Genomic DNA, 22,458 nt, shown 5'->3' on the forward strand with positions numbered 1-22,458 from the left:
TATCAGAGCTTTGTAATCTGTCGATACATTCTTGAAAACTTTGGTTTTAAACTTGCTTTTGTCGACATCACGCAGCCAGCAGCAGTCAAGTTTAGCTTTACTAATATCAATACCTATATAATGCATCTCTCATTTACCTTGTATATGCAGCATCACTGAAAACAGGTGCTTGGATACCATTCAATGTATGAGAACAATGAGAGTCTGGGCGTTTATCTACATTACAGCGTCAAACACTAAGGTCGGAACCAACATCACCGGACTCTACAGGTCATCAAGGTAGCTAACCCTGATTTCCGGAGAGATACAAGGTCGGAAAAGCCGCAAGGCGCTTTCCGACAATTTTCCGGTATATGCAGGGGCCTTGTCGAATGGCGCTTCGCTTATCCAACCCACAAAAAGCCTCATTCCAAAGAGAGTATTGAGCACACAACCCATTGAATAACAAAAGGAAAAATTTATGAGAGATTTTTCCTTTAAATAAAATTTGACCGAGTGGTAAAACTATTTTAAATTTTACCTTGTGGTAAATATTTGAAAGCCCGTTTTGGGCGATGCCAATACCAAAAAACAGGAGCTTTTCAGCGATGAAAAATATAAAAACAAATGAGCAGCGACTTTGGGATAGCTTGATGGAGATGGGCGAGATCGGTGGTACTGAAAAGGGCGGTTGCTGTCGTCTGGCGCTGACCGATCTGGACAAGCAAGCCCGTGATCTGTTTACCCAATGGTGTGAAGAAGCAGGCTGTACCGTACGTGTCGATAAGATCGGTAATGTCTTTGCCCGTCGTCCTGGCCGAAACAATGATCTGCCACCTGTAGTGATGGGCAGTCATATCGATACGCAGCCGACAGGCGGTAAGTTTGACGGTGTTTATGGCGTATTGGCGGGACTGGAAGTGATCCGCACTTTAAATGACCACAATATTGAAACCGATCACCCTGTAGAAGCCTCCATCTGGACCAATGAAGAGGGTTCCCGTTTTGCCCCTGCCATGGTGGCATCCGGTGTCTTTGCCGGTGTCTTTGATCTGGAATATGGCCTGAGCCGTGCAGATCTGGATGGCAAAACCATGGGCGAAGAGCTGGACCGTATCGGTTATGCCGGTGAACACGAAGTGGGTTCTCCGGTTAAGGCGTTTTTTGAAGCCCATATCGAGCAGGGACCTATCCTGGAAGAGGAAGAGACCACCATTGGCGTGGTCACCGATGCCCAGGGACAGCGCTGGTATGAAATTACCCTGACCGGTCAGGAAGCTCACGCAGGCCCAACCCCTATGCTGCGTCGTAAAGATGCCTTGGTGGGTGCCGCACAGATTATTGATGAAGTGAACCAGATCGGTTTAACCAATCAGCCTAATGCCTGCTCCACCGTTGGTTTGATGCAGGTGTTCCCGAACTCCCGTAACGTAATCCCGGGCGAAGTCTTTTTCACCGTTGATTTCCGTCACCCTAACGATGATGTGCTGTCCAAGATGGATGAGCAGCTGCGGGAAGTGAGCGCTAAGATTGCCGATGAGCTGGGTCTGGAGATGAAGTTTGAGCAGATCTGGTACTCACCACCGGTGCCGTTTGATAAGGGTTGTGTGGAATCTGTACGTCAGGCTGCCATTGATGCCGGTTACAGCCACCGTGATATCGTCAGTGGTGCCGGTCATGATGCCTGTTATATCTCCCGTGTCGCCCCTACCGGTATGGTGTTTGTGCCGTGTGAAAACGGTATCAGCCATAACGAAGCGGAAAACGCCAAGCCTGAAGAGCTGCACGCAGGCTGTAATGTCTTGTTCCAGGCGGTATTAAATCAGGCCTGTAACTGATTCGTCCCACTGAAATGATTGAGCTGCAAACCGAGAGGCTCCAATGTCGAGCCTGATTAGAAGTCTAACTACAAGCCAAATTGTCTAAACAAAAGGTTTCTCTGTAAGACGTTACCGGATTCTCCAGCCTCGGGTTGGAGAATCTCGGAATCCTTTTGTTTAAGTCGATACTCACGATAACAGAGCAGCGAAACAAAAAATTCCAGAGCAAGCAGAACCCTATTCTCAGCTGTCTTGTGAGGAAAATATCGCAATAGATTTGTTTCGCTATGAATAAGCCATAAAAAACTAAGTCCAGCTCCTGGCAAGTATTCAGCATAAGACAAAGTCTGTGCGTGTAAGAACACGTGCATAGGCCTTCTATTGTCTGAAGAAAGGGGCAGCTTAGGGAGTATAAAAATGAAAATTGGTATTGCGCGAGAGTGTTCATTAAATGAGGCCAGGGTCGCTTTGATCCCTGAGAATATCGTTCGTCTAAGCGAAAAAGGCGTCACCTTTTACGTTGAAACCGGTGCCGGTTTAGCCGCGGGCTACAACGACCAGGATTACCTGAATGCGGGCGCTGAAATTAAATCGTCTGCTGAGGAGATCCATCAACAAGCGGATATTCTGCTACAGGTTAATTTTTCCGCTGAGGTGCTGGCACAGATCTTTGATCAACTGCGCGCAGGTCAGCTCTTGATCGGCATGATGGACCCTCTGGGTGAACCGGAGAAGTTTGCTGCTCTATCTGAGCAGGGCATCACCAGCGTCGCTATGGAACTAATCCCCCGTATCAGTCGGGCACAAAGCATGGATGTATTGTCCTCTATGGCGACTTTGTCCGGTTATAAAGCCATGGTGGTTGCCGCAAGTCTTTCCAAGCGTATCTTCCCGATGATGATGACTGCGGCGGGTAATCTAAGCCCTGCCCGCGTGTTTATCATGGGGGCAGGGGTTGCGGGTCTGCAAGCCGCCGCTACCGCCAAACGTATGGGCGCAGTGGTTGAAGCCTATGATGTACGCCCCGCCGCCCGAGAGCAGATTATCTCTGTCGGTGCAAAACCCATAGAACTGGATCTGGATGCCGAATCTACCGAAGACCAAGGCGGCTATGCCAAAGCCCAGGGTGATGACTTCCTAAACCGGCAGCGTGAACTGATGACCGAGGTGCTGGCGCAACAGGATATTGTTATTACCACCGCTGCTATTCCAGGTGCTAAATCTCCGGTTTTGATTACTGCCGAAATGGTCCGGCATATGAAACCCGGTGCCATTATTGTCGATTTGGCCTCCGAGCGCGGCGGTAACTGCGAACTGACTCAACACGGCGAAGTGGTGGTCGAGCATGAAGTCACCATTATTGGCCCGGACAATATCGTGTCCACTGTAGCCCAGCATGCCAGCCAGATGTTTGGCAATAATATCGAGAGCTTCCTTAATCATATCCTGAATGATCAGGGCGAATACATATTGGATTTTGACGATGAGATCATTCGGGAAGCCGTGGTCAGTTATGGTGGTGATATTCAACACCCTCGGGTGAGAGAAAGGCTTGGGCTGTCGCCATTACCGGCTTCATCTTTAACTTCGGCCCCAGCTGTCGGGTCAACGATGGCATCATCGCCTTCAGAAGAGTCATCCCTAGCAACTGAGTCTGTAATAGAGGAGGTGGCGTAATGGAAGCCTTTGTTATTTTGCTATCGCTCTTTGCCTTAGCGGTTTTTCTCGGTGTGGAACTGATCACCAAGGTGCCGCCTACGCTACATACCCCGCTGATGTCGGGCAGTAATGCCATCTCAGGCATCACCATTGTGGGTGCTATCCTGGCCGCAGGTACAGGTGAAGAAGCCGGTTTTGCCGTTCAGGCCCTGGGTTTTATCGCCATCGTTTTTGCCACCATCAATGTGGTCGGTGGCTTTATGGTGACCAATCGCATGTTGAATATGTTTAAGCGGAGGGGCTAGCCATGAACGACACGATGATTAATCTGTTTTATCTGGTAGCGGCGCTGCTTTTTGTCTGGGGTATTAAGGGCCTAACCCGTCCACGTACTGCCGTTCGTGGTAACCGTTTGGCTGCACTAGGCATGTTAGTGGCGATTATCGTCACCCTGCTGGATCAGCAGGTGGTGAGCTATGGCTTAGTGGTTGCTGGTCTGGCGATTGGTACTGTGATAGGTGTGTTGATGGCGGTGAAGGTACAGATGACCGCTATGCCGCAGATGGTGGCTATTTTAAATGGCCTGGGTGGTGGAGCTTCACTGGGTGTCGCAGCCGCCAGTTATTTTTCCATGATTTATATAGGTAGCGGATCTGCTGGCGCTTTATCAACTGAAGCGGGGCTATCGGATGGCACGCTGATATTAGCCAATGCTTCCATTATGTTAGCCGTGCTGATCGGTACGGTGACCTTTTCCGGCAGTGCGGTGGCCTTTGGCAAGCTGCAGGAACTTCTTCCGGGGCAGCCGATTGGCTTTGCCGGTATGAAGTTGATCAATCTGGCTTTGCTAGTGACTTCGCTGATTATGGCTGGGTTATTGGTCACCGATCAGGCAGGTGTTGAGGCCTTTGCCATTCTGGTGGTGTTGTCGCTGGTACTGGGTGTCACTCTGGTGATGCCCATCGGTGGCGCGGATATGCCGGTGGTGATTGCGCTGTTGAACTCTTACTCAGGTATCGCAGCAGCCGCTGCCGGTTTTATTCTGAGCAACAATGTACTGATCGTCTCCGGTGCTTTAGTGGGGGCCTCCGGCATTATTCTGACGCAGATTATGTGTGTCGCCATGAACCGTTCTTTGCTTAATGTGCTGTTTGGCAAGATGGCGGAAGTGGGTGAAAACACGGTGGATGCCAATGAGATCTACGAGGGCAAGGTAAGATCCTCCTCGCCAGATGAAGTCAGCCTGATGCTGGAAGATGCGAAGCGTGTGGTGATTGTCCCAGGCTTTGGACTGGCTATGGCTCAGGCGCAACATGCGGTACGGGAGCTGGCTGATACCTTGGCAAGCCGGGGTGTTACCGTCGAATTTGCCATCCATCCTGTTGCCGGTCGTATGCCGGGCCATATGAATGTGCTGCTGGCAGAAGCTGAAGTGGAGTACGACGCTATGAAAACCATGGAGCAATCGAATCCCAACTTCAGTAAAGCGGATGTGGCGATTGTGATTGGCGCGAACGATGTTACCAATCCGATGGCCCGGGAAGATAAGGGCAGTCCTATCTATGGCATGCCGATTCTGAATGTGGATCACGCCAAAAATGTGGTCGTGGTCAAACGCAGCCTCAGCCCCGGTTTTGCCGGATTGCCCAATCCACTGTTTGCGATGGACAACACCGTGATGCTGTTTGGTGATGGCAAGCAAGCCATTATGGATCTGACCGCAGCCTTACACGAAGCGGCTTGAGGTCCTTCTGCTTAATTTCATTTTTAGCCTGGTCGGTTGCTGTCGTTAACCGTCCAGGCTTTCCCTATTTCTTAGCTTTGGTGCAAACCAACACTGAACAACATCGTAGAGGTTATAACGATGAGTATTCGGGCAAAGTTAATCTTATTTCCCAGCCTGGCGTTAATGGCGCTGATCTTTCTGTCGATCTTTATCAATTTTAATGAAATGTATCAGCTGACGGTGGGACGGGTAGAAAAGCAGGAGCTGCCTGCTGTGCTGGGGGAGGTCGAAGGGAAGATCGATCACTATATCAATAAGGCGATTATTCACTCCCAGGGGTTAGCGGAAAATAGCTATATTCAGCATTGGCTAATGGATGAAGAGCAGGGGAATAGTGCACAGGGAGGTGGTCAGTACAGCGATGGCTACAACAGCTTAATTCGCTATCTTGATAGCCTGAAAACCAACAGTGAGTCATCCGCTGTGTTTCTGGTGTCAGACCAGAGTCGCAAGTTTTATAACGGCCAGGGCGTGCTGAAAACCATCAGCCCCGATAGTGATGACGATAGCTGGTACTTTAACTTTATCAAGAGTGCACAACGTTACGAACTCAATATTGATAATGATGAGACGACAGGTAATCTGACAGGTTTTATTAACTTTCGTATCGAGGGTCAGGGTCGCCTACTGGGTGTGGGTGGGATCGGAAAATCCCTCAATGAGCTATCCACGGTGATTAGTCACTACCGTATTGGTAAAAATGGCATTGTCTACCTGATCAATCGCGATGGCTTGGTCCAGGTACATGGAAATAAGCAGTATATTGGTTTGCCGGTAACCGAACTGATCAGCGGTCTGGATGCAAAGGGGTTGGCGCAGTTAACTCAAGGAAGCCAAACCACTCTGACAATATCGGATCAGAATAAAGGGAACCTTGTTTTAGCATCCACGCCTTTAGCATCCGGCGGTTGGATATTAGTCTCAGAAATACCGGAGTCTGATCTGTATCAGGATATTAATGCCTCTATCCTTCGGGCGGTGTTGATCAGTGTTTCTCTGGCTTTGGTATTTATTGTGATCATGGCCTATACCGTTCAGAAACTGTTTAAGCCCATTGATGAGATCTCTAATGCTCTGATCTCAATTGCTGAGGGTGATCGGGATCTGACCCAACGCATCAACTACAATGCCAACGATGAAGCGGGTGTATTGGCGAAAGGCTTTAACGACTTCGCAGGTAAAATCAGTGAAGTCATCACCTCGGCGAATGCCATTGGACTTAACTTGCACGACCGGGTGGATGCCACCTCAAACCAGATCGCTCAAACCGTACACTGGGCCAATGATCAGGAGAAAAATACCCATCAGGTCGCGACAGCGATCTGTCAGATGGAATCCTCCGCCAGCGAAGTGGCATTGAATGCCGAGCTGGCGGTTAAAGCAACCGAGAATGCCCTGGCTGGCGCCTCTCAAGGCCAGCATGTGGTTGATGAGGCGACGGATACCATCCGCGAGATGTCCAATAATATTCAGCTCACCGCCGATACCATTGCCCAGCTGAATCAGGATGTGGAGCAGATCGCGACGGTGACTGATGTGATTCAGGGTATCTCCGAACAGACCAATTTACTCGCCCTGAATGCGGCTATCGAAGCCGCCAGAGCCGGGGAAGCGGGCCGAGGCTTTGCCGTCGTGGCCGATGAAGTCAGAATGCTATCCCAGAAAACCCGGCAATCAACGGAAGAGATCTCGGGCATGATTGATCGTCTGCAGATCGCTTCGACAAAAGCGGTTGATATGATCGAAGCGGGTTTAGCCTCTACTCAAACCGGCACAGAAAAGGTGATGATTGCCGGAGACCTGTTCCGCTCGATTATCGATCTGGTATCTGAGATGAGCGAGAAAAGTGCCCAGATTGCAACAGCGACGGCTGAACAGAAAGCAATGGCATCGGAGATTACTGAGAACGTGGTGTCTATCTCGGAACTGTCCCGGCAGACCTCATCGGCGACCAGCTCCAGTGAGCAGGCCTTTGTTCAGATGCAGGTCAATATCAAAGCACTGTCTGATATTTTGCAGCAGTTTAAGATGTAATGGTCTAAAACAATGAAAAGGACTATTACCCGAGACCAGGATGAAATGGGTTAATAGTCCGACGGGCTGCTAGGGAGAATACCTTTGTAATATACCCCTCAGTTATATGGTTTTATGGCCCTATATCCCTAATGACTAAGGGATTTTTAGTCCTTCGAGCCAGATCTTGAAAATTAGTACTAAAGTACTGTTTTTTGCCCTCCAAAGTGTCATGTCAGCATCGCTTCTGATGAACCAAGATGTGTCTACCAAGCTTGTTAAGCACAAGTTAATTCAAATGAATGCCCTAAAACGGTTTTTCTTGCCAGAGACCGTTTAATTAGACAAAAACAAACAGAGGCTATATACGATGATCTATGCACAACCTGGAACTGAAGGCGCCGTTGTAAACTTTAAAGAGCGTTACGGTAACTTTATTGGCGGTAAATGGGTTGAGCCTGTACAGGGTCAATATTTCGAAAACACCTCACCTGTAAACGGTCAGGTGATTTGTGAAATTCCACGTTCTACAGCAGAAGATATTGAGCTGGCACTGGATGCAGCACACGCAGCCAAGGACGCATGGGGCAAAACCTCTGTAACTGAACGTTCGAACCTGCTGCTGAAGATTGCTGACCGTCTGGAAGCTAATCTGGAGAAAATCGCAGTCGCTGAAACTTATGATAACGGTAAGGCAGTGCGTGAAACTCTGGCCGCTGACGTGCCTCTGGCGGTTGATCATTTCCGTTACTTCGCGGGTTGTATCCGTGCGCAGGAAGGTTCTATCGGTGAAGTTGACCACAACACTGTGGCATACCACTTCCACGAGCCTCTGGGTGTTGTAGGTCAGATTATTCCTTGGAACTTCCCTCTGCTGATGGCAGCCTGGAAGATTGCTCCTGCACTGGCTGCGGGTAACTGTATCGTACTGAAGCCAGCTGAGCAGACGCCTGCTTCTATTCTGGTGCTGCTGGAAACCATCGAAGATCTGCTGCCTGCAGGTGTTCTGAACGTTGTTAACGGTTACGGTGCAGAAGCGGGTCAGGCTCTGGCAACTTCTACCCGTATCGCTAAGATCGCGTTCACCGGTTCTACTCCTGTGGGTTCTCACATTCTGAAATGTGCTGCTGAGAATATCATTCCTTCTACTGTTGAGCTGGGTGGTAAGTCTCCAAACATCTACTTCAACGATGTTATGGATCAGGAAGACGAGTTCATCAGCAAGTGTGTTGAAGGTACTGTACTGGCATTCTTCAACCAGGGTGAAGTATGTACTTGTCCTTCCCGTCTGCTGATTCAGGAAGACATCTACGAAGCTTTCATCGGTAAAGTGATTGAGCGTATCGGTCAGATCAAACGTGGTAACCCACTGGATACTGAAGTAATGGTCGGTGCTCAGGCTTCTCAAGAGCAGTTCGATAAGATTCTGGGTTACCTGGATATCGGTCGTAACGAAGGCGCTGAAGTACTGATTGGTGGTGATAAAGAGGCACTGAGTGATGAGCTGGGCGGTTACTACATCCAGCCGACGCTGCTGAAAGGCACCAACGACATGCGTGTATTCCAGGAAGAGATCTTCGGTCCTGTAGTATCAGTAACCACGTTTAAAGATGAAGCTGAAGCACTGGCAATTGCTAACGATTCTGAGTTTGGTCTGGGTGCGGGTGTATGGACCCGTGACATGAACCTGTCTTACCGCATGGGTCGTGGTATCCAAGCGGGTCGTGTATGGACCAACTGCTACCACCAGTACCCAGCACACGCTGCATTCGGTGGTTACAAGAAGTCTGGCGTAGGTCGTGAGACTCACAAGATGATGCTGGATCACTATCAGCAGACTAAGAACATGCTGGTAAGCTACGACATCAACCCTCTGGGCTTCTTCTAAGAATTGCCCTCAATATCGGAAGGCATTTTGTCGCCGCCTTCCGATATCTAGCCAACTGTTTGCTAGAACGCGTTGTCAACTCTCAACGGCCTGTCTGACAGGCCGTTCTTATTCCTGCTAAGTCATCTTCTTGGGAAGCTTTGCACCGTTTCGGCGGTGCTTTTTTGTTTAAGAACATTGTTTTTTTTGGAATCAATGCTTAAATAACTGGAGCTGCTTTTGCAATTGCTCCGCCATTTGATCCAGATGTTGGCTCACCTGCTTGGAATCTGAAGCATGAGTGGCAACATTATGTGCCAGCTCCAAAATATGCTGCACGCCCTGATCAACCTCTGATGCTGCTTGTTGTTGCTCTTGGCTAATGATCGCGATGGAGTGATTCACTTCGGTCAACGCGGTAAGCTCGCGAATAATGCCCTGAATGGAATTTTCCGCTTGTTTGGACAGTTGTACGCCCGCATCAACCTGGGAGCGGTTATGCTCCAGTGATTCGATCGCCTGTTGGGATTGCTGCTGCAGTACCGTCACCATCTGCTGGATCTCATCGGTGGATTGGCTGGTGCGTTGGGCCAGAGTACGGACCTCGTCGGCAACCACTGCAAAACCGCGTCCCTGTTCGCCTGCACGGGCGGCTTCAATGGCGGCATTCAGCGCCAGTAGGTTGGTTTGTTCGGCAATATCCTGAATCACTTCCAATACTGAACTGATCGAAGCGCTGTGCTTGACTAACGTTTGTACGCTATCTTCCACCTGTTCAAACTGATCGGCCAGTTCACCCACGGTTTTGGCGGTAGCCAGTACATCCTGTTGGCCCTTCTGAGCGCTGTGGGTCAAAGTTTCTACCCGCTGCAGGCCTTGATCTGTGGTGCGTAGAATATCCTCAGCACTGGCACCCAACTCCGTCGCAGTAGAGGCGATCATCTCACTTAGCTGTTTCTGCTCTTCACTTTGCTGATGGGTGCGTTGACTGACACCACGCCCCTGATTAGCACTGGTTTTCAGTTCGCTGGCCAGTTGATCCACATCGTTCAGGGTAGTTCTGAATTTTGCGACCAGGCGTTGTGTGGCCTCTGCCATAGTACGGATCTCATCCTGGCCTTCCAGGGTTAGATCCTGAGTCAGGTCACTCTGTTTTTCGATGGTCAGCAGTTGCTCCTGCAGGCTTTTCAGTGGCCGCGTGATGGAGCTGATAATCGCCACGGCAACCAGTATAGATAGAGGTACGCTCACAACAAGAATCATTAGAGTCACCTGAGAGATATGGTTGATACTTTGGCTGCTTTGCTGACTGAGGTTAGCAACCTGTCCGCTGGCCGCAAAGGTCTCGTCTACAGCGGTTTGCACTTGAAGATTCGCCTGCTTTAAGCGGCCTTGAAAGAGTTCAGTCAGCTCCATCAGCTGGCTGTTCATATCCTGCACTACAATATGAGCATCGCTGATCTCTGCACCCGCCAGATTATTTCGGCCCTGCTGATAGTACTGAATCGCGCTATCCATAATTTCACGATAGCTGGATAGATTCTTCAGCATCGGTCTGATCAGGGCTCCGGCTTCTGAGTCCAGTGCTAATGCGGCCAGTTGTTCTTCCAGTTGATCGGCTGAGGCGGCAGCCTGGTTCAAGGAGGCATAATACTGGGTCACGCTGCCATCAAAATACCAGAACAGCATATCGGAGTAGCTGCGTTGTATCGCTTGGGCTTGCTGCAGTTTGACCTGGGTATGGGCCTGAGCATCGATCAATTCCGCTTCCTGCTGAATCCAGCGATTCTGCTCGTTGACCTGCTCCAGCTGCAGGTGGCTGTTTTGCCCGATAAGTTTTAGTTCATGCAGAGTGAACAGCAGTATGGACACTTTCACCAGTACCAGAAAACACGCCAGAGACATAATCCGGGTGGTGACCTTGATGCGACGCAGCCAGCTAATCATGGGTAGCCTCTTTTATTACTTTTATTATGTTTCTCCCACGTTAGACTTTTGGTTAATAAAGCAAAAGATAACGGGCAAAAAGGCTATTTTGTTTATTTTGTTTATTTTGTTTATTTTGTTCACGCTGAAGCACCGGCTTTTAGTCCAGCTGGAGTGAAGCCATTCTATCTGGTATCGGTATAGGGTATTGCTCAGGAATCTCTGCCGGTTATCTGCGACACTTTGCCCTACTGTGACAAATCGCCTCTGAGGCGCTTTGCCGCGCGACACTTTGCCTAATTTTTTCCTCTATTTCAGCACGTTAGCATCACGGGCCTGCAATGGAGGAATAATAATGAAAAAACTAATTGCCTTAGGCTTGATCACTTGTACTGGCGCACTGACCGGCTGCCTGGGTAGTAGTGATAACGACAAGGACACTTCTGAAAATACGCAGCGGGATATCACCATCAATTTTGCTGCTGAGGTTAATGGCCAGCCGTTTGCCTGTGATACCACATTTGGTGGTCTGGGGACCGCAAGCTCGTCCGCCAGCTTTACCGATTACCGTATCTACCTACACGGCGTTAAGCTGATTGATGCTGAGGGGAATCGTCATGATGTTGCGCTGATCAATGATGGTGTTTGGCAGACCGATGAAGTGGCGCTACTGGACTTTGAAACCGGTGATGGTAGCTGTACCGGTACTGCTGAAACCAATATGCAAATTAAGGGGCGTGTTGCATCAGGTAACTACGTTGGTCTGGAGTTTGGTGTCGGTGTACCGGGGCAGCTGAACCACCAGGATTCTGCGGTAGCGGCCTCTCCTCTGAATATTTCAGGTTTGTTCTGGCGTTGGCAGAGCGGTTATAAGCATGCCCGTATCGATGTGGCTCTGGAAACACCTTACACCTATATCGACGGCGAAGGTGTCGAACAGGTATCCAATCAGTGGTTCTTCCATCTGGGTGGCACGGATTGTTCCGGTGATCCAACGACCGGTGAAGAGGTAACCTGTGGTAATCCAAATCGTCCAACGATTACTCTGGCTGATTTTGATATTGAAGCCAATAAGGTCACCGTAGACTACGGTCGTTTGATGTCTGACTCTGATCTATCCACCAGCACGCCGTTACCTTTTGGCTGTATGTCTGGCGTAACGGACCCGGATTGCGCCGGTCCTTTTGCCAATATCGGTTTGACCGACAGTGCGCAAACCTTTTTTGGTAAAGGTACGCTGTAATGATACCGGTTGGAGTGAAGACTAAGACCGTTCTAACTCCTCTGCAGAAGCCAGCTCGACTGGTTTCTGTATCGGGGTCTTTAAGCCTGACCTTGGGTTTGTCTCTTATTTCATCTTTGATGTTGACAGGCTGTGGCGATTCCGGCGGCCAGCATACGCAATACAGTGCCAGTCAAAGCGACTTTGATTTTCGTATCCCTGCCAGTGTGCCTGCGCCGTTCGTGCCGGAAGATAACCCCATGAGCATTGCAAAGGTAGAGCTGGGTCGACATCTGTTTTTTGATACCCGATTGTCCGGTAATCAGACGCAATCCTGTGCCAGTTGTCATGAGCAGGAGTTGGGCTTTGCCGATGGTACCGCACTGCCAACAGGCTCGACAGGCGAAGTTTTGGCCAGAAACTCCCAGGGATTACTGAATGTAGCCTATAACTCGACTTTTACTTGGGCCAATCATTCTCTGACCAGTCTGGCAGATCAGCATATGGTGCCCTTGTTTGCTGAATTCCCTGTTGAGCTGGGCGTTAATGATCACAACAAGGAAGAAATTTTGCTGCGTATCAGCACCGATACGGCCTATCAGCAGATGTTCACCGAAGCGTTTCCTGATGAATTTGCTGGAAGTGCTGAGACGAACGCTACAGATGTCATCAACTTTAGCAATATCAATAAAGCGATGGCATCTTTTATCCGCAGTATGGTGTCGTTTAACTCCGACTTTGATCGTTATGAGCAAGGCGATGAAACGGCGCTAACTGAATCTCAAAAGCGTGGCATGGCGATGTTCTTCAGTGAAAAGACCGAGTGTTTCCATTGTCATGGCGGATTTAACTTCTCCCAGTCCACACTCCATAGCCAAACCGTATTTTTTGAAGCGCCTTTCTTTAATAACGGCCTCTATAACATAGATGGCAACGGCAGCTATCCCTCAGGTAATCAAGGGCTGTATGAGCTGACAGGTAAGGAAGAAGACAAGGGCAAATTCCGTCCGGTCTCTCTGCGTAATATCGAAGTGACGGCCCCTTATATGCACGATGGTTCTGTCGATACCCTGGAAGAGGTGATAGAGATGTATGCCGCAGGTGGCCGTGCCCCGACGACTGTGAACGGTGTGCCGACAGGTGATGGTCGTTTAAACCCCAATAAGAGTGGTTTTGTCGGTGGTTTTAGTCTGACAGAACAGGAAAAGCAGGATCTTTTGAACTTCCTGAAATCTCTGACCGATAAGAGTTTTAATCAAGATGCACGTTTCTCAAATCCTCATCAATGATAGTGTGGCGGAACCCTTAATGCGTCATTTTTTGACTTATATTTCCCGGAAGAGTGAGCTGTTTAGCAGTAATTCTGAGGGACAAAAACAGAGTATTAATAAAGCTGTGTTGATGGGTTGTATTCTGACAGGCTTAGCAGTGCCTACACAGGCGATTGCCCATGGATCAAAATTGAATGTGCCGGATTTTGGTTTGGGTATTGAGCTGGAATTGGAACAACATCTGATTCAGGGCTTGCCTGATGACCGCAACTATCAGGTGATGACTCCGCCGTATCAACCGGCAGAAGCACTGGAAAATGGCTTTAATAGCGCTGAGTTTAAACTGGCCCTGACCAGCGCATTGGACAACGGTTGGCTGATCCATGGTGCGATCAGTAATCACAGCCACGATGGGTCATCAGAGTTTCAGTTAGATCAGGCATTTATCCAAAGTGAGCGTTCAAAAGAACGGCCCTGGCAGCTGAGAATTGGTCGTTTTTACTCGGATATCGGTTTTTATAATGCCGAGGGCCATAACAACCTGCTTTATCCAAACGCTCCCTTGGTTTATCAAGGTCTGATGGGGGAAGAGTTATCGGATGAAGGTGTCCAGCTGAGCTACCGCTTTAGTCATGGCTCCACGGTAGGCGTGGAAGTTTTCTCCGGTGAAAACAATATTGCCGGTCAGCGGCATAATAGCCGTTTGAGCCAGACGCAAACACTGTACCTGGATCAGGGTTTTGATCTCAGTGAGCTGGGTCACCTGGATCTAAAGCTGGCCTATCTGCACAGCGATCAAAACTATCAAAGCAGTGAAAGTGATCACTCACACGGTAACAGTGATGTCAGCTATCAGTTAAAAGGTCAGTTGAACCAGATTGTTTTATCGGGGCGTTGGCAGTATCAGGACTTGCAGCTGGTAAGCGAGCTGATCAAACGTCAACAGGATAGCAAAATCGTCACCTCGGATCAGTTTCTGGATCTGGATGATAACAGCTACGGCTTCTACGGTCTGATCAGCTACGCCATCACTCCGAAGTGGCAGATCTCCAGCCGTTATGATCGCCTGACCCAAAAGGTGGATTCTTATGGTCATTCGGAGTTGTTTACGACCTTAGGGATCGATCCACAAGCCACACCGGAAAACATCAGTTTTGTTGTTAATTATTCCCCAAATAAGCAGCAGCTATGGTCCGTCAACCTGAGTCAATTTAAACGGCAATGGCAGGATGAAGACACCGGTTGGTACGGAGGTATCAGTTATCGATTAAATTTCGGTGCCGAGATGATGTAGACTGTAGGCTTTCTTAGCGTTGTGGTTCAAACAACTGCAAATGAATGCGTAAAAGCAAACGAGAAGCCCTATGTCGTTAGATACTGCACCGGATCATATCAAACTGGCCGTCGACCTGATTGAGTTACTGGAAACCAATGAGGTCGATCCATACACCGCTGAGCAGGCATTGTTCATTGTATTAAAGGATTACCAGAATAAAATCGCGGTGCTGGAGAAAACTCAGTCGGAAGAGTCCGGTACAGAAGCATCTGAAAAGCCCGACGCGGAATAGTTCCGGAAGGGCTTTTCACTGTATTTCGAAATGATGTATCAGTGATATCATTGATGTTTGCAAAGGAAGGTCGGTGTTTTTTTATATCGGCGTTTGCCAAGATAGTTGGCGTTCAACACTATTGAAGCTCTTCCAGTACCCGATGCATTGATGGCCGGATCTTATGACCCAACGCTCGTACTTCGTCGCAAGGTTCAACCAGGTCTGGTATCTGATAAGTGATCATACCAGCAGCAAATGCCGAGTGAACCCCGTTGTTTGAGTCTTCAAAAGCCAGGCATAGTGTAGGATCAACGTCGAGTCGACTGGCTGCCAGTAAGTAGATCTCAGGATCTGGTTTACCGTGCTTCACCTCGCAACCCGTGGTCAGGCAATCAAAGTATTGGTCCAGCCCAGCTAAAGCGAGTTTTTTCTTCGCGACATCATTAACGGTAGAGGTTGCCACCGCAATTGGAATGTTTTTGCTTTTCAGCCATTTCAGTAATTCTATTACGCCTGGTTTAACCGGAATGGCCTGATGTTTCACCACAGCGTTATAGTTTTTGCGCCATTCATCATGTAAATGTTCATAATCGGCCTCGTAAGCCAGCCGGAAGATCTGTTCAATACCTGCTGGATTGCGACCGATAATGGAGAGATAAATATCTTCATAGAAAGGGAGTTCCAGAGTGGCACAGGCTTCCTTAAAGATACGCATACAAACGCGTTCGGTATCCAGAAGCAAACCATCCATATCAAAAATAGCAGCGTGATAATTCATAACATGGTTCAGATCAAGTATTGAAAGCGGCGCATTATGGCATAGCTTGCTGTGAGTCTGTAACCATTGGATCGTTTGATAATTAAGCACTCCAGCATAAATATTGCTATCCTCGCAGGCCTGTGGCTGGAGAGGATCAGGGGATAAACGTCGAAAAACGTCTGTGCTGAAGCGACCTACGACTTGAAATGATCCTGAGAACGTAATGGGCCGCTATATCATGCCAGTGTATTCAAGGTAGAAAGGTCATGTTTCCATATGAATACAGAAGGTTAGTACTTGTCAGTCTTTTTGTCTGATATGTAATATCGCAATTGCTTTAATGGTCTTTTTCTAAAATAATGGCTGTCCTAAATAGGTCCATGGATCAATTTTGTACCCTACACACTTAAATAAAGGTCTTTCGTTTCACTTCCTCTAAGCAGAGGAGATCCTTTCAGAGAAGCTTTTGTTTAGGTGCTTGAGTATTAGACTATTTCGTTGCTTGAGGACCCCATGCTGAAATCGCTTTATCTGCGCAATTGGCCGATTCTGCCAAAAATCCTGCTGACCTCCTTTATTGGGGTATGCATCATTCTCACCGTCACTTTTGCGGTGTTTATCCCTCATATTGAATCTCGCATTATGGCGGGTAAAAAAGATGCCACACGTCAGGCCGTTGAAGTAGCCTTTGGTGTGCTTACTCACTATCAGTCACTCGCGGAGAGTCGAGAACTGTCCACCGAAGACGCTCAGGAGCGTGCTAAGCAAGCGATCAATGGCTTGCGCTACAGCAGCCGGGAGTATTTTTGGATTAACGACACCCATCCCCGGATGGTGATGCACCCTACGGCGCCAAAGTTGAATGGCACAGATCTCAGTGATTTTGCGGACCCTAATGGCACTCTGCTGTTTAAAGAGTTTGTGAATGTCACCAATGCCTATGGTGCAGGTTTTGTCGACTATATGTGGCCTAAGCCCGGTGAGAAAGATCCGGTCGCTAAGCTGTCTTATGTCAAAAGCTTCAAGCCCTGGGGTTGGATTGTAGGCAGCGGCATCTATCTGGATGATGTGCAGGCTGAAATACTTACCCTACGTAATTTGGCCATTGCCGGGGGGATATTTTTTGCCCTGCTGACGATGGCGCTGGCCTGGTGGATTGGGAACTCTCTAACTAAACGCCTGGAAAAAGTGATTAATGGACTGAAAGATGTGGCTCAGGGCAAGGGGGATGTGGATCTGCGTAAGCGCATTGCAATTACCTCAATTGATGAGATTGGTGCTCTGTCCACAGAGTTTAATGCCTTAATGGAGTCGATCAGTGACCTTACGACCTTCCGCAAAGTGATCGAAGAAGATGATGTCATGGAAGATGTTTATTCCCGCCTCTATGATGTTTTTACTGAAGACCTCAAACTTCAATCGCCGGTTATTTTTGAAGTAGATGATATCCATAAACGCATGAAGCCGGTTTATCCTCTGACCCTGAATGAAAACGACCAGGTTTGTAATCAGGAGATTCTGGACAACTGTAATCTATGTAAAGCCAAACGCACCGGTCATGGTATTAGCTCATTTGATTTCCCGAAAATCTGTAAGCAGTTTATTGATCATGGTGGCAGCAACCATGTCTGTATTCCTATGACAATCGGTGGTGCGACTATCGGTGTGGTACAGTTTAACTTTTCGGGTGAGGAAGACAGTGAAACCAGGCGGCATATTGCAGATCAGATCGATAAAGCTTCACAGTATATTAAAGAAGCGCTGCCGGTTATTGAGTCTAAGCGCCTGACTGCTACCCTGAGAGAGTCTGCACTGTGCGACCCTCTGACAGGTCTGCATAACCGGCGTTTTTTGCAGGAATCGGCGACGAATATCTGCTCTGCAGCTATGCGTCGTAACAAGACCATTGGTCTGTTGATGTGTGATCTGGATTATTTTAAACAGGTCAATGATACTCATGGTCATGATGCTGGTGACTTGATTCTGGTCGAAACCTCAAAAATACTGAAGAAGAGTGTGCGGGATTCAGATTTGATCTTCCGTTTTGGTGGCGAGGAGTTCTTTATCATGCTGGTTGATGTGGAGCCAGGTGAAGCCCTTACCGTTGCTGAGAAAATGTGTCGAACCTTTGAAGATCACCAATTCACCCTGGATACCGGTGAGCGTATTACCAAAACGATCAGTATTGGTGTCAGTGAATTTCCTGGTGACGATGAATCCCTGTGGCGTGGCCTGAAATACGCTGATGTAGCCTTGTATCAAGCGAAGGATACCGGCCGCAACCAGGCTGTTCGCTTTACCAAGGATATGTGGAAGGATGATCAGTATTAACATCAATGAGTGAATATCATCGCTAATAGCATAGGGCAAGTCGAGGACGAGGCAGTATTGCAGGTCCGATGATATTGTCAGTTTTTGAATAAAAGCTCTGGAAATGTAACCGTTTTCAGGGCTTTTTTGTTTTATGCGTAGATTGGCCAGAGCCCTTGCTATAGCTGGCTATACAGGTGATCGATAGCTGCATCTAAAACCAAGCAGTCCTATCCTTGTAATAATTGAGACATAAAAAACACATTTAACGGTAAACAAAAAATCATATTTCTGACCTATGGTGTCGCTTGTCTCAACACTCTTAAGCTTTCAAATAAATAAGCTCTCAAACAGAAGTGGCTCAACAAGAAGACACTGCATTCTTTGGCGACTGGTCGAGGAATTTAGAAACACTTTTGCCTAAACGTGTATTAGCTAAATAATCCATAAAGGAATCCCTAGAGATGAGTAAATTCACCAGCAGTGATGTCGTTCACAACAAGAGTGAAAATGCACCATTCAGTTCAGTCCTGGAAGCTAACCTGTCCCGTCGTTCTGTTGTTCGTGGTGGTATCATGAGTGCCGTTGCCATGCTGTCTGGCGTTGGTCTGACCGGCTGTTTAGGTGGCAGTAATAACGATTCCGGTACGGCTGACAGTGATGTTGTTGAAAGCATTGCTCTGGCGTTTGAGTCCATTGCCGGTTCAAAGACTGATGCCTGTGTAGTAGCTGCCGGTTACACTGCGTCCGTACTGGCACCTTGGGGTACTCCACTGAATAACACGGCTGCTGACTGGAAGGATGATGGTACTAACACACCGACTGACCAGCTAAACAGCATGGGCATGCACCATGACGGTATGCGCTTCTTCCCCATTAACGGTAGCTCTGACGATGGACTACTGGTAGTAAATCACGAATATATTGACCAGAGTGCACTGCATCCGAATGGCGCGACCACTGATGACGCGGGTAACCGCCCTGTTGATGAAGTACGTAAAGAGATCTACGCCCACGGCGTGGCGGTAGTCCGTATCCAGCGTACGAATGGTAACTGGCAGGTGGTTGATAGTGACCCGCTGAACCGTCGTTTTACTTCTGACAGCGTGATGGATATCTCGGGTCCTATGGCAGGCACCAGCCACCTGATTACGCCATTCTCTCTGGATGGCACTCAGACCCGTGGTACCAACAACAATTGTGGTAACGGTTACACCCCTTGGGGCACTTACCTGACCTGTGAAGAGAACTGGCCAAATATTTTTGTTCACGACGGCACTATGACTGAAGAGCAGGAGCGTATCGGCTTCCGCTCCAGCAGCCGTTACGGTTGGGAAACCGCCGCAGGTGATGCGTCTGAAGTGGATGGTGAGTTTGCACGTTTCAACATCACGCCTACAGGTGTTGACGCGACACAAGATTACCGTAACGAAGGCAGCACCTTCGGTTATATCGTAGAGATCGACCCATTTGATACCTCTCGCCGGGCGGTGAAGCGTACTGCTCTGGGTCGCTTCCGTCACGAAGGCTGCTGGCCAGGTAAACTGGAAGAAGGCCAGCCGGTTGTTTTCTATTCCGGTGATGACTCTCGCTTCGAATATATCTACAAGTTTGTCTCCCGTGAGCTGTGGAATCCAGCGGATGCTAACCCAACGGATCGTTTGGCAACCGGCGCTAAATACATGGACGATGGCACCCTGTATGTCGCACGTTTTGATGCTGACGGCACCGGTGTATGGCTGCCTCTGACAGTCAATACCGTAGCCTTGGACGGGCAGACGCTGGGTGAGAAGTTTGGTGATCTATCCGGTATTATCCTGAATACCCGTGGTGCTGCAGATGCCGTAGGTGCAACCCCGATGGATCGTCCTGAGTGGTGTGCCCTGAACCCGGTTGACGACAAGGTGTACTTCACTTTGACCAACAACACTAAGCGTGAAGAAGCCAATGCCGCTAACCCGCGTGTTGATAATCCATACGGTCATATCATCCGCTGGGATGAAAAAGCGGATATGACAGGCTTCGATTGGGAGATCTTTGTCTACGGTTCTAATGACTCGGCAGACGCCAATATCAACCGTTCAGGCCTGACCGCAATGAATGAATTTGCCAGCCCTGATGGCCTGGGTTTTGACAGCCGCGGCATCATGTGGATTCAGACCGATAACGGTTCTGATGTAGCCGACGACACCAACGACCAGATTCTGGCAGTTGTACCATCGACCGTTGTTGATACCGAAGGCAAGCAGACGGTAATCACTGCCGACAACCAAGAGATGCTGAAACGTTTCTTTGTTGGTCCGAATGGTTGTGAAGTAACCGGTATCACCTTTAGCCCAGATAACACAGCGATGTTTGTTAACATTCAGCATCCAGGCAACTGGCCGGTATCAGCAGATGCAACAGAAGTTACGCCAGAAGGCACTACACTGCGCCCACGTGCCTCTACGGTTGTTATCCAGAAAGCAGACGGTGGTCCAATCGCTGTTTAAGCGACTGAAGCTCAGCGTTTAGTCTGAATGTTGAGATAGTGAGACACCAAAACCGGAGCCAATAGGTTCCGGTTTTTCTGTCTGCAGAAAATGCAGAAATGAAGGCTGTCTACTTTAAATGCTTTCCACTTTTAATGCTTTTTATTATAGGGTTAACGTTATTACAGGGTTAACGGCTTTATGATGAGTGATCTGACAGTAAAGCTGAGCGTTCAGGCTGGCAGCACTCAAAATCCAGTAACAGCGCTTGTTTTATCCTGGTCCAACTTTGCTCAACCTCTTTCACCTCTTCCAGAATCCAGGTCTGTAACTGTTGTAGCTTGGGGCGTTTAAAGTGATGTTCGGGGGCTACCAGATAATAGGCGTAATCTGATAGCCAGTAATAAGGTAGAGGACACACCAGTTGTCCCGATTCGATCAGTTGATAGGCTAGACTGAAGCGTACCAGGGACAGGCCCTGACCGGATAAAATTGCGTCTACCAGCATGGTAGCATCGGTAATCAAAAGGACAGAGTGAATCCCCTTAGTCAAACCCGCTTTCTTTGTAAATGCTTGCCAGACCTCCTCTTGATCCAAAGCATTATCTGCCAAGATAGGCATATCCCCCAAGTTGGGTTGGCCGAGATCATACTGCTCTAATAGTTTGGGTGAACAAACCGGTAACAGATAGTCATCAAGCAAAAACTCCGCCTGCAGATCAGGATATTGACCCAAACCAAAACGAACCGCGACATCAACATCACCACTGTCAAAGGTTTCCAGGGTTATTTTTGGATTAATGCTGATACTGAGATCTGGGTGCTGGCGCTGAAAAGCTCCCAGCCTGGGGACCAGCCAGCGCCCCGCAAAAGAGGGCAAACAACTGATTACCAAGTGCTGTGGGTTGGGGTCATCCATTAAACGGGTCACGCCCTTATCCAGCAAATCAAAGGCCTGTAAGGCATAAGGCAATAACAGTTGCCCGGATGGGGTCAGTCTGACTTCCCGATTAAGACGAATAAACAGCTTTTGTCCCAGATGTTCCTCTAACAGCCTTATCTGTTGACTGACCGCAGCCTGCGTAACAAACAGTTGTTCGGCTGCCAGCTTAAAACTTTCCAACTGAGCCGCTACCGCAAATACCCGTAGTGCTTTGAGTGGTGGTAAACGGCTGGAGCTGGCACTTAAGGGATTAAAACTCTGGCTCATGGCTGTCCTCTATATCTATATCGGTCCTATATCGATTTGCCTTTGCTATTTGCCTATTTGTCATTTGGTTTCAAATACATGGTGTGATGAACTTCAGTAGACTTAGTTAAGATTGCCTTTTCAATTAATAAAATCTTAAGTGAAAGGAAAAAATACTCGTTTGTTAGTATACGCGCTTTTCTCCATTATTAGACCCACAAACAGGCAAATTAACGGGTAAGAGCAATGAACATACAAACTTGTGGAGTGATGAGTACGCAGTGTCAAGCTCAGTCAGGCTTAGATAATAAGCAAGAAAAATTAATGCGAGCTAACTGTCTGGATCAACAAACAGCGGGTAAACTACAGCAGGTAATCGCGGTACTAAAGCGCTGGAAAGAAAATCATCATACCCGTCAGCAATTACGTCATATGGATGAACACCTGCTGAAGGATATTGGCATCTCCCGAGCGGATATGATTGAAGAAGCCAGTAAGCGTTTCTGGCAGGATTAATCGCAGCATGCTTGAAACTCTGAAGCATGCCTGGCGGCTTGTCCCAACAGGATACTTCTACTAACTAAGCACCCGAACATAAATATTCCGATATTTTTCGGCCGAAGCGGCCGGAAAAT

16 protein-coding genes are annotated in these 22,458 nt (G+C 48.4%); 13 read left to right on the forward strand and 3 right to left on the reverse strand.

The window, feature by feature from the left end; translation table 11 throughout:
* Nucleotides 1-587: 587 nt before the first annotated feature.
* The 6 genes from H579_RS0106185 (at nucleotide 588) to exaC (ending at nucleotide 9,145) form a co-directional block, all read left to right on the forward strand.
* On the forward strand, nucleotides 588-1,817 hold the full coding sequence (locus H579_RS0106185; RefSeq protein ID WP_028299962.1) for a Zn-dependent hydrolase: 1,230 nt from the start codon (nucleotides 588-590) through the stop codon (nucleotides 1,815-1,817).
* Nucleotides 1,818-2,216: 399 nt separating this feature from the next.
* A complete protein-coding gene (locus H579_RS24480) occupies nucleotides 2,217-3,476 on the forward strand; it encodes a Re/Si-specific NAD(P)(+) transhydrogenase subunit alpha (RefSeq protein WP_051227366.1) in 1,260 nt (419 codons plus the stop codon).
* Complete coding sequence (locus H579_RS0106200) at nucleotides 3,476-3,763, forward strand: NAD(P) transhydrogenase subunit alpha part 2 (RefSeq protein ID WP_028299964.1); 288 nt, start codon at nucleotides 3,476-3,478, stop codon at nucleotides 3,761-3,763. The genes H579_RS24480 and H579_RS0106200 overlap by 1 nt, the downstream gene beginning before the upstream one ends.
* Nucleotides 3,764-3,765: 2 nt before the next feature.
* Nucleotides 3,766-5,202 carry an NAD(P)(+) transhydrogenase (Re/Si-specific) subunit beta gene (locus tag H579_RS0106205; RefSeq protein WP_028299965.1) on the forward strand — a complete coding sequence of 479 codons (1,437 nt, stop codon included), beginning with the start codon at nucleotides 3,766-3,768 and terminating at the stop codon, nucleotides 5,200-5,202.
* Between the two features lie 120 nt (nucleotides 5,203-5,322).
* Complete coding sequence (locus H579_RS0106210; protein ID WP_028299966.1) at nucleotides 5,323-7,278, forward strand: methyl-accepting chemotaxis protein; 1,956 nt, start codon at nucleotides 5,323-5,325, stop codon at nucleotides 7,276-7,278.
* 349 nt (nucleotides 7,279-7,627) lie between these two features.
* Nucleotides 7,628-9,145, forward strand: a complete 1,518-nt coding sequence (exaC, locus tag H579_RS0106215; protein ID WP_028299967.1) for an acetaldehyde dehydrogenase ExaC — start codon at nucleotides 7,628-7,630, stop codon at nucleotides 9,143-9,145.
* A 192-nt stretch (nucleotides 9,146-9,337) separates the two neighbouring features.
* Here the strand turns inward: exaC and H579_RS0106220 are convergent, their stop codons facing one another.
* Nucleotides 9,338-11,071, reverse strand: coding sequence for a methyl-accepting chemotaxis protein (locus tag H579_RS0106220; protein ID WP_028299968.1), 1,734 nt, complete (start codon nucleotides 11,069-11,071; stop codon nucleotides 9,338-9,340).
* A gap of 334 nt (nucleotides 11,072-11,405) precedes the next feature.
* Here H579_RS0106220 and H579_RS24485 point away from each other — a divergent pair, with 334 nt between their 5' ends.
* The 4 genes from H579_RS24485 to H579_RS24490 all read left to right on the forward strand — a co-directional run bounded on the left by H579_RS24485 (nucleotide 11,406) and on the right by H579_RS24490 (nucleotide 15,111).
* On the forward strand, nucleotides 11,406-12,293 hold the full coding sequence (locus H579_RS24485) for an MbnP family copper-binding protein (protein WP_051227367.1): 888 nt from the start codon (nucleotides 11,406-11,408) through the stop codon (nucleotides 12,291-12,293).
* Between the two features lie 14 nt (nucleotides 12,294-12,307).
* Nucleotides 12,308-13,561, forward strand: a complete 1,254-nt coding sequence (locus H579_RS0106235) for a methanobactin export MATE transporter MbnM (protein WP_211224674.1) — start codon at nucleotides 12,308-12,310, stop codon at nucleotides 13,559-13,561.
* Nucleotides 13,533-14,837, forward strand: a complete 1,305-nt coding sequence (locus H579_RS0106240) for an outer membrane beta-barrel protein (protein WP_028299970.1) — start codon at nucleotides 13,533-13,535, stop codon at nucleotides 14,835-14,837. The genes H579_RS0106235 and H579_RS0106240 overlap by 29 nt, the downstream gene beginning before the upstream one ends.
* Nucleotides 14,838-14,907: 70 nt before the next feature.
* On the forward strand, nucleotides 14,908-15,111 hold the full coding sequence (locus tag H579_RS24490; protein WP_036565546.1) for a DUF2496 domain-containing protein: 204 nt from the start codon (nucleotides 14,908-14,910) through the stop codon (nucleotides 15,109-15,111).
* Between the two features lie 118 nt (nucleotides 15,112-15,229).
* Here the strand turns inward: H579_RS24490 and H579_RS0106250 are convergent, their stop codons facing one another.
* Nucleotides 15,230-15,871 (reverse strand): HAD family hydrolase, encoded by a 642-nt coding sequence (locus H579_RS0106250; RefSeq protein WP_028299971.1) that lies wholly within the window; start codon nucleotides 15,869-15,871, stop codon nucleotides 15,230-15,232.
* Nucleotides 15,872-16,366: 495 nt separating this feature from the next.
* Here H579_RS0106250 and H579_RS27670 point away from each other — a divergent pair, with 495 nt between their 5' ends.
* On the forward strand, nucleotides 16,367-18,184 hold the full coding sequence (locus tag H579_RS27670; protein WP_051227368.1) for a diguanylate cyclase: 1,818 nt from the start codon (nucleotides 16,367-16,369) through the stop codon (nucleotides 18,182-18,184).
* 443 nt (nucleotides 18,185-18,627) lie between these two features.
* Nucleotides 18,628-20,655 (forward strand): PhoX family protein, encoded by a 2,028-nt coding sequence (locus H579_RS0106265; protein ID WP_028299972.1) that lies wholly within the window; start codon nucleotides 18,628-18,630, stop codon nucleotides 20,653-20,655.
* A 178-nt stretch (nucleotides 20,656-20,833) separates the two neighbouring features.
* Here H579_RS0106265 and H579_RS24505 read toward each other — a convergent pair whose 3' ends face one another.
* Nucleotides 20,834-21,844 carry a LysR substrate-binding domain-containing protein gene (locus H579_RS24505; RefSeq protein WP_051227369.1) on the reverse strand — a complete coding sequence of 337 codons (1,011 nt, stop codon included), beginning with the start codon at nucleotides 21,842-21,844 and terminating at the stop codon, nucleotides 20,834-20,836.
* A gap of 303 nt (nucleotides 21,845-22,147) precedes the next feature.
* Between H579_RS24505 and H579_RS24510 the strand changes: the two genes are divergently transcribed.
* Nucleotides 22,148-22,339 (forward strand): DUF1127 domain-containing protein, encoded by a 192-nt coding sequence (locus tag H579_RS24510; RefSeq protein WP_102049293.1) that lies wholly within the window; start codon nucleotides 22,148-22,150, stop codon nucleotides 22,337-22,339.
* Nucleotides 22,340-22,458 lie beyond the last annotated feature (119 nt).

The sequence above is a fragment of the Oceanospirillum beijerinckii DSM 7166 genome, from assembly GCF_000422425.1.
In the GTDB taxonomy this organism is placed as follows: Bacteria; Pseudomonadota; Gammaproteobacteria; order Pseudomonadales; family Halomonadaceae; genus Oceanospirillum; species Oceanospirillum beijerinckii.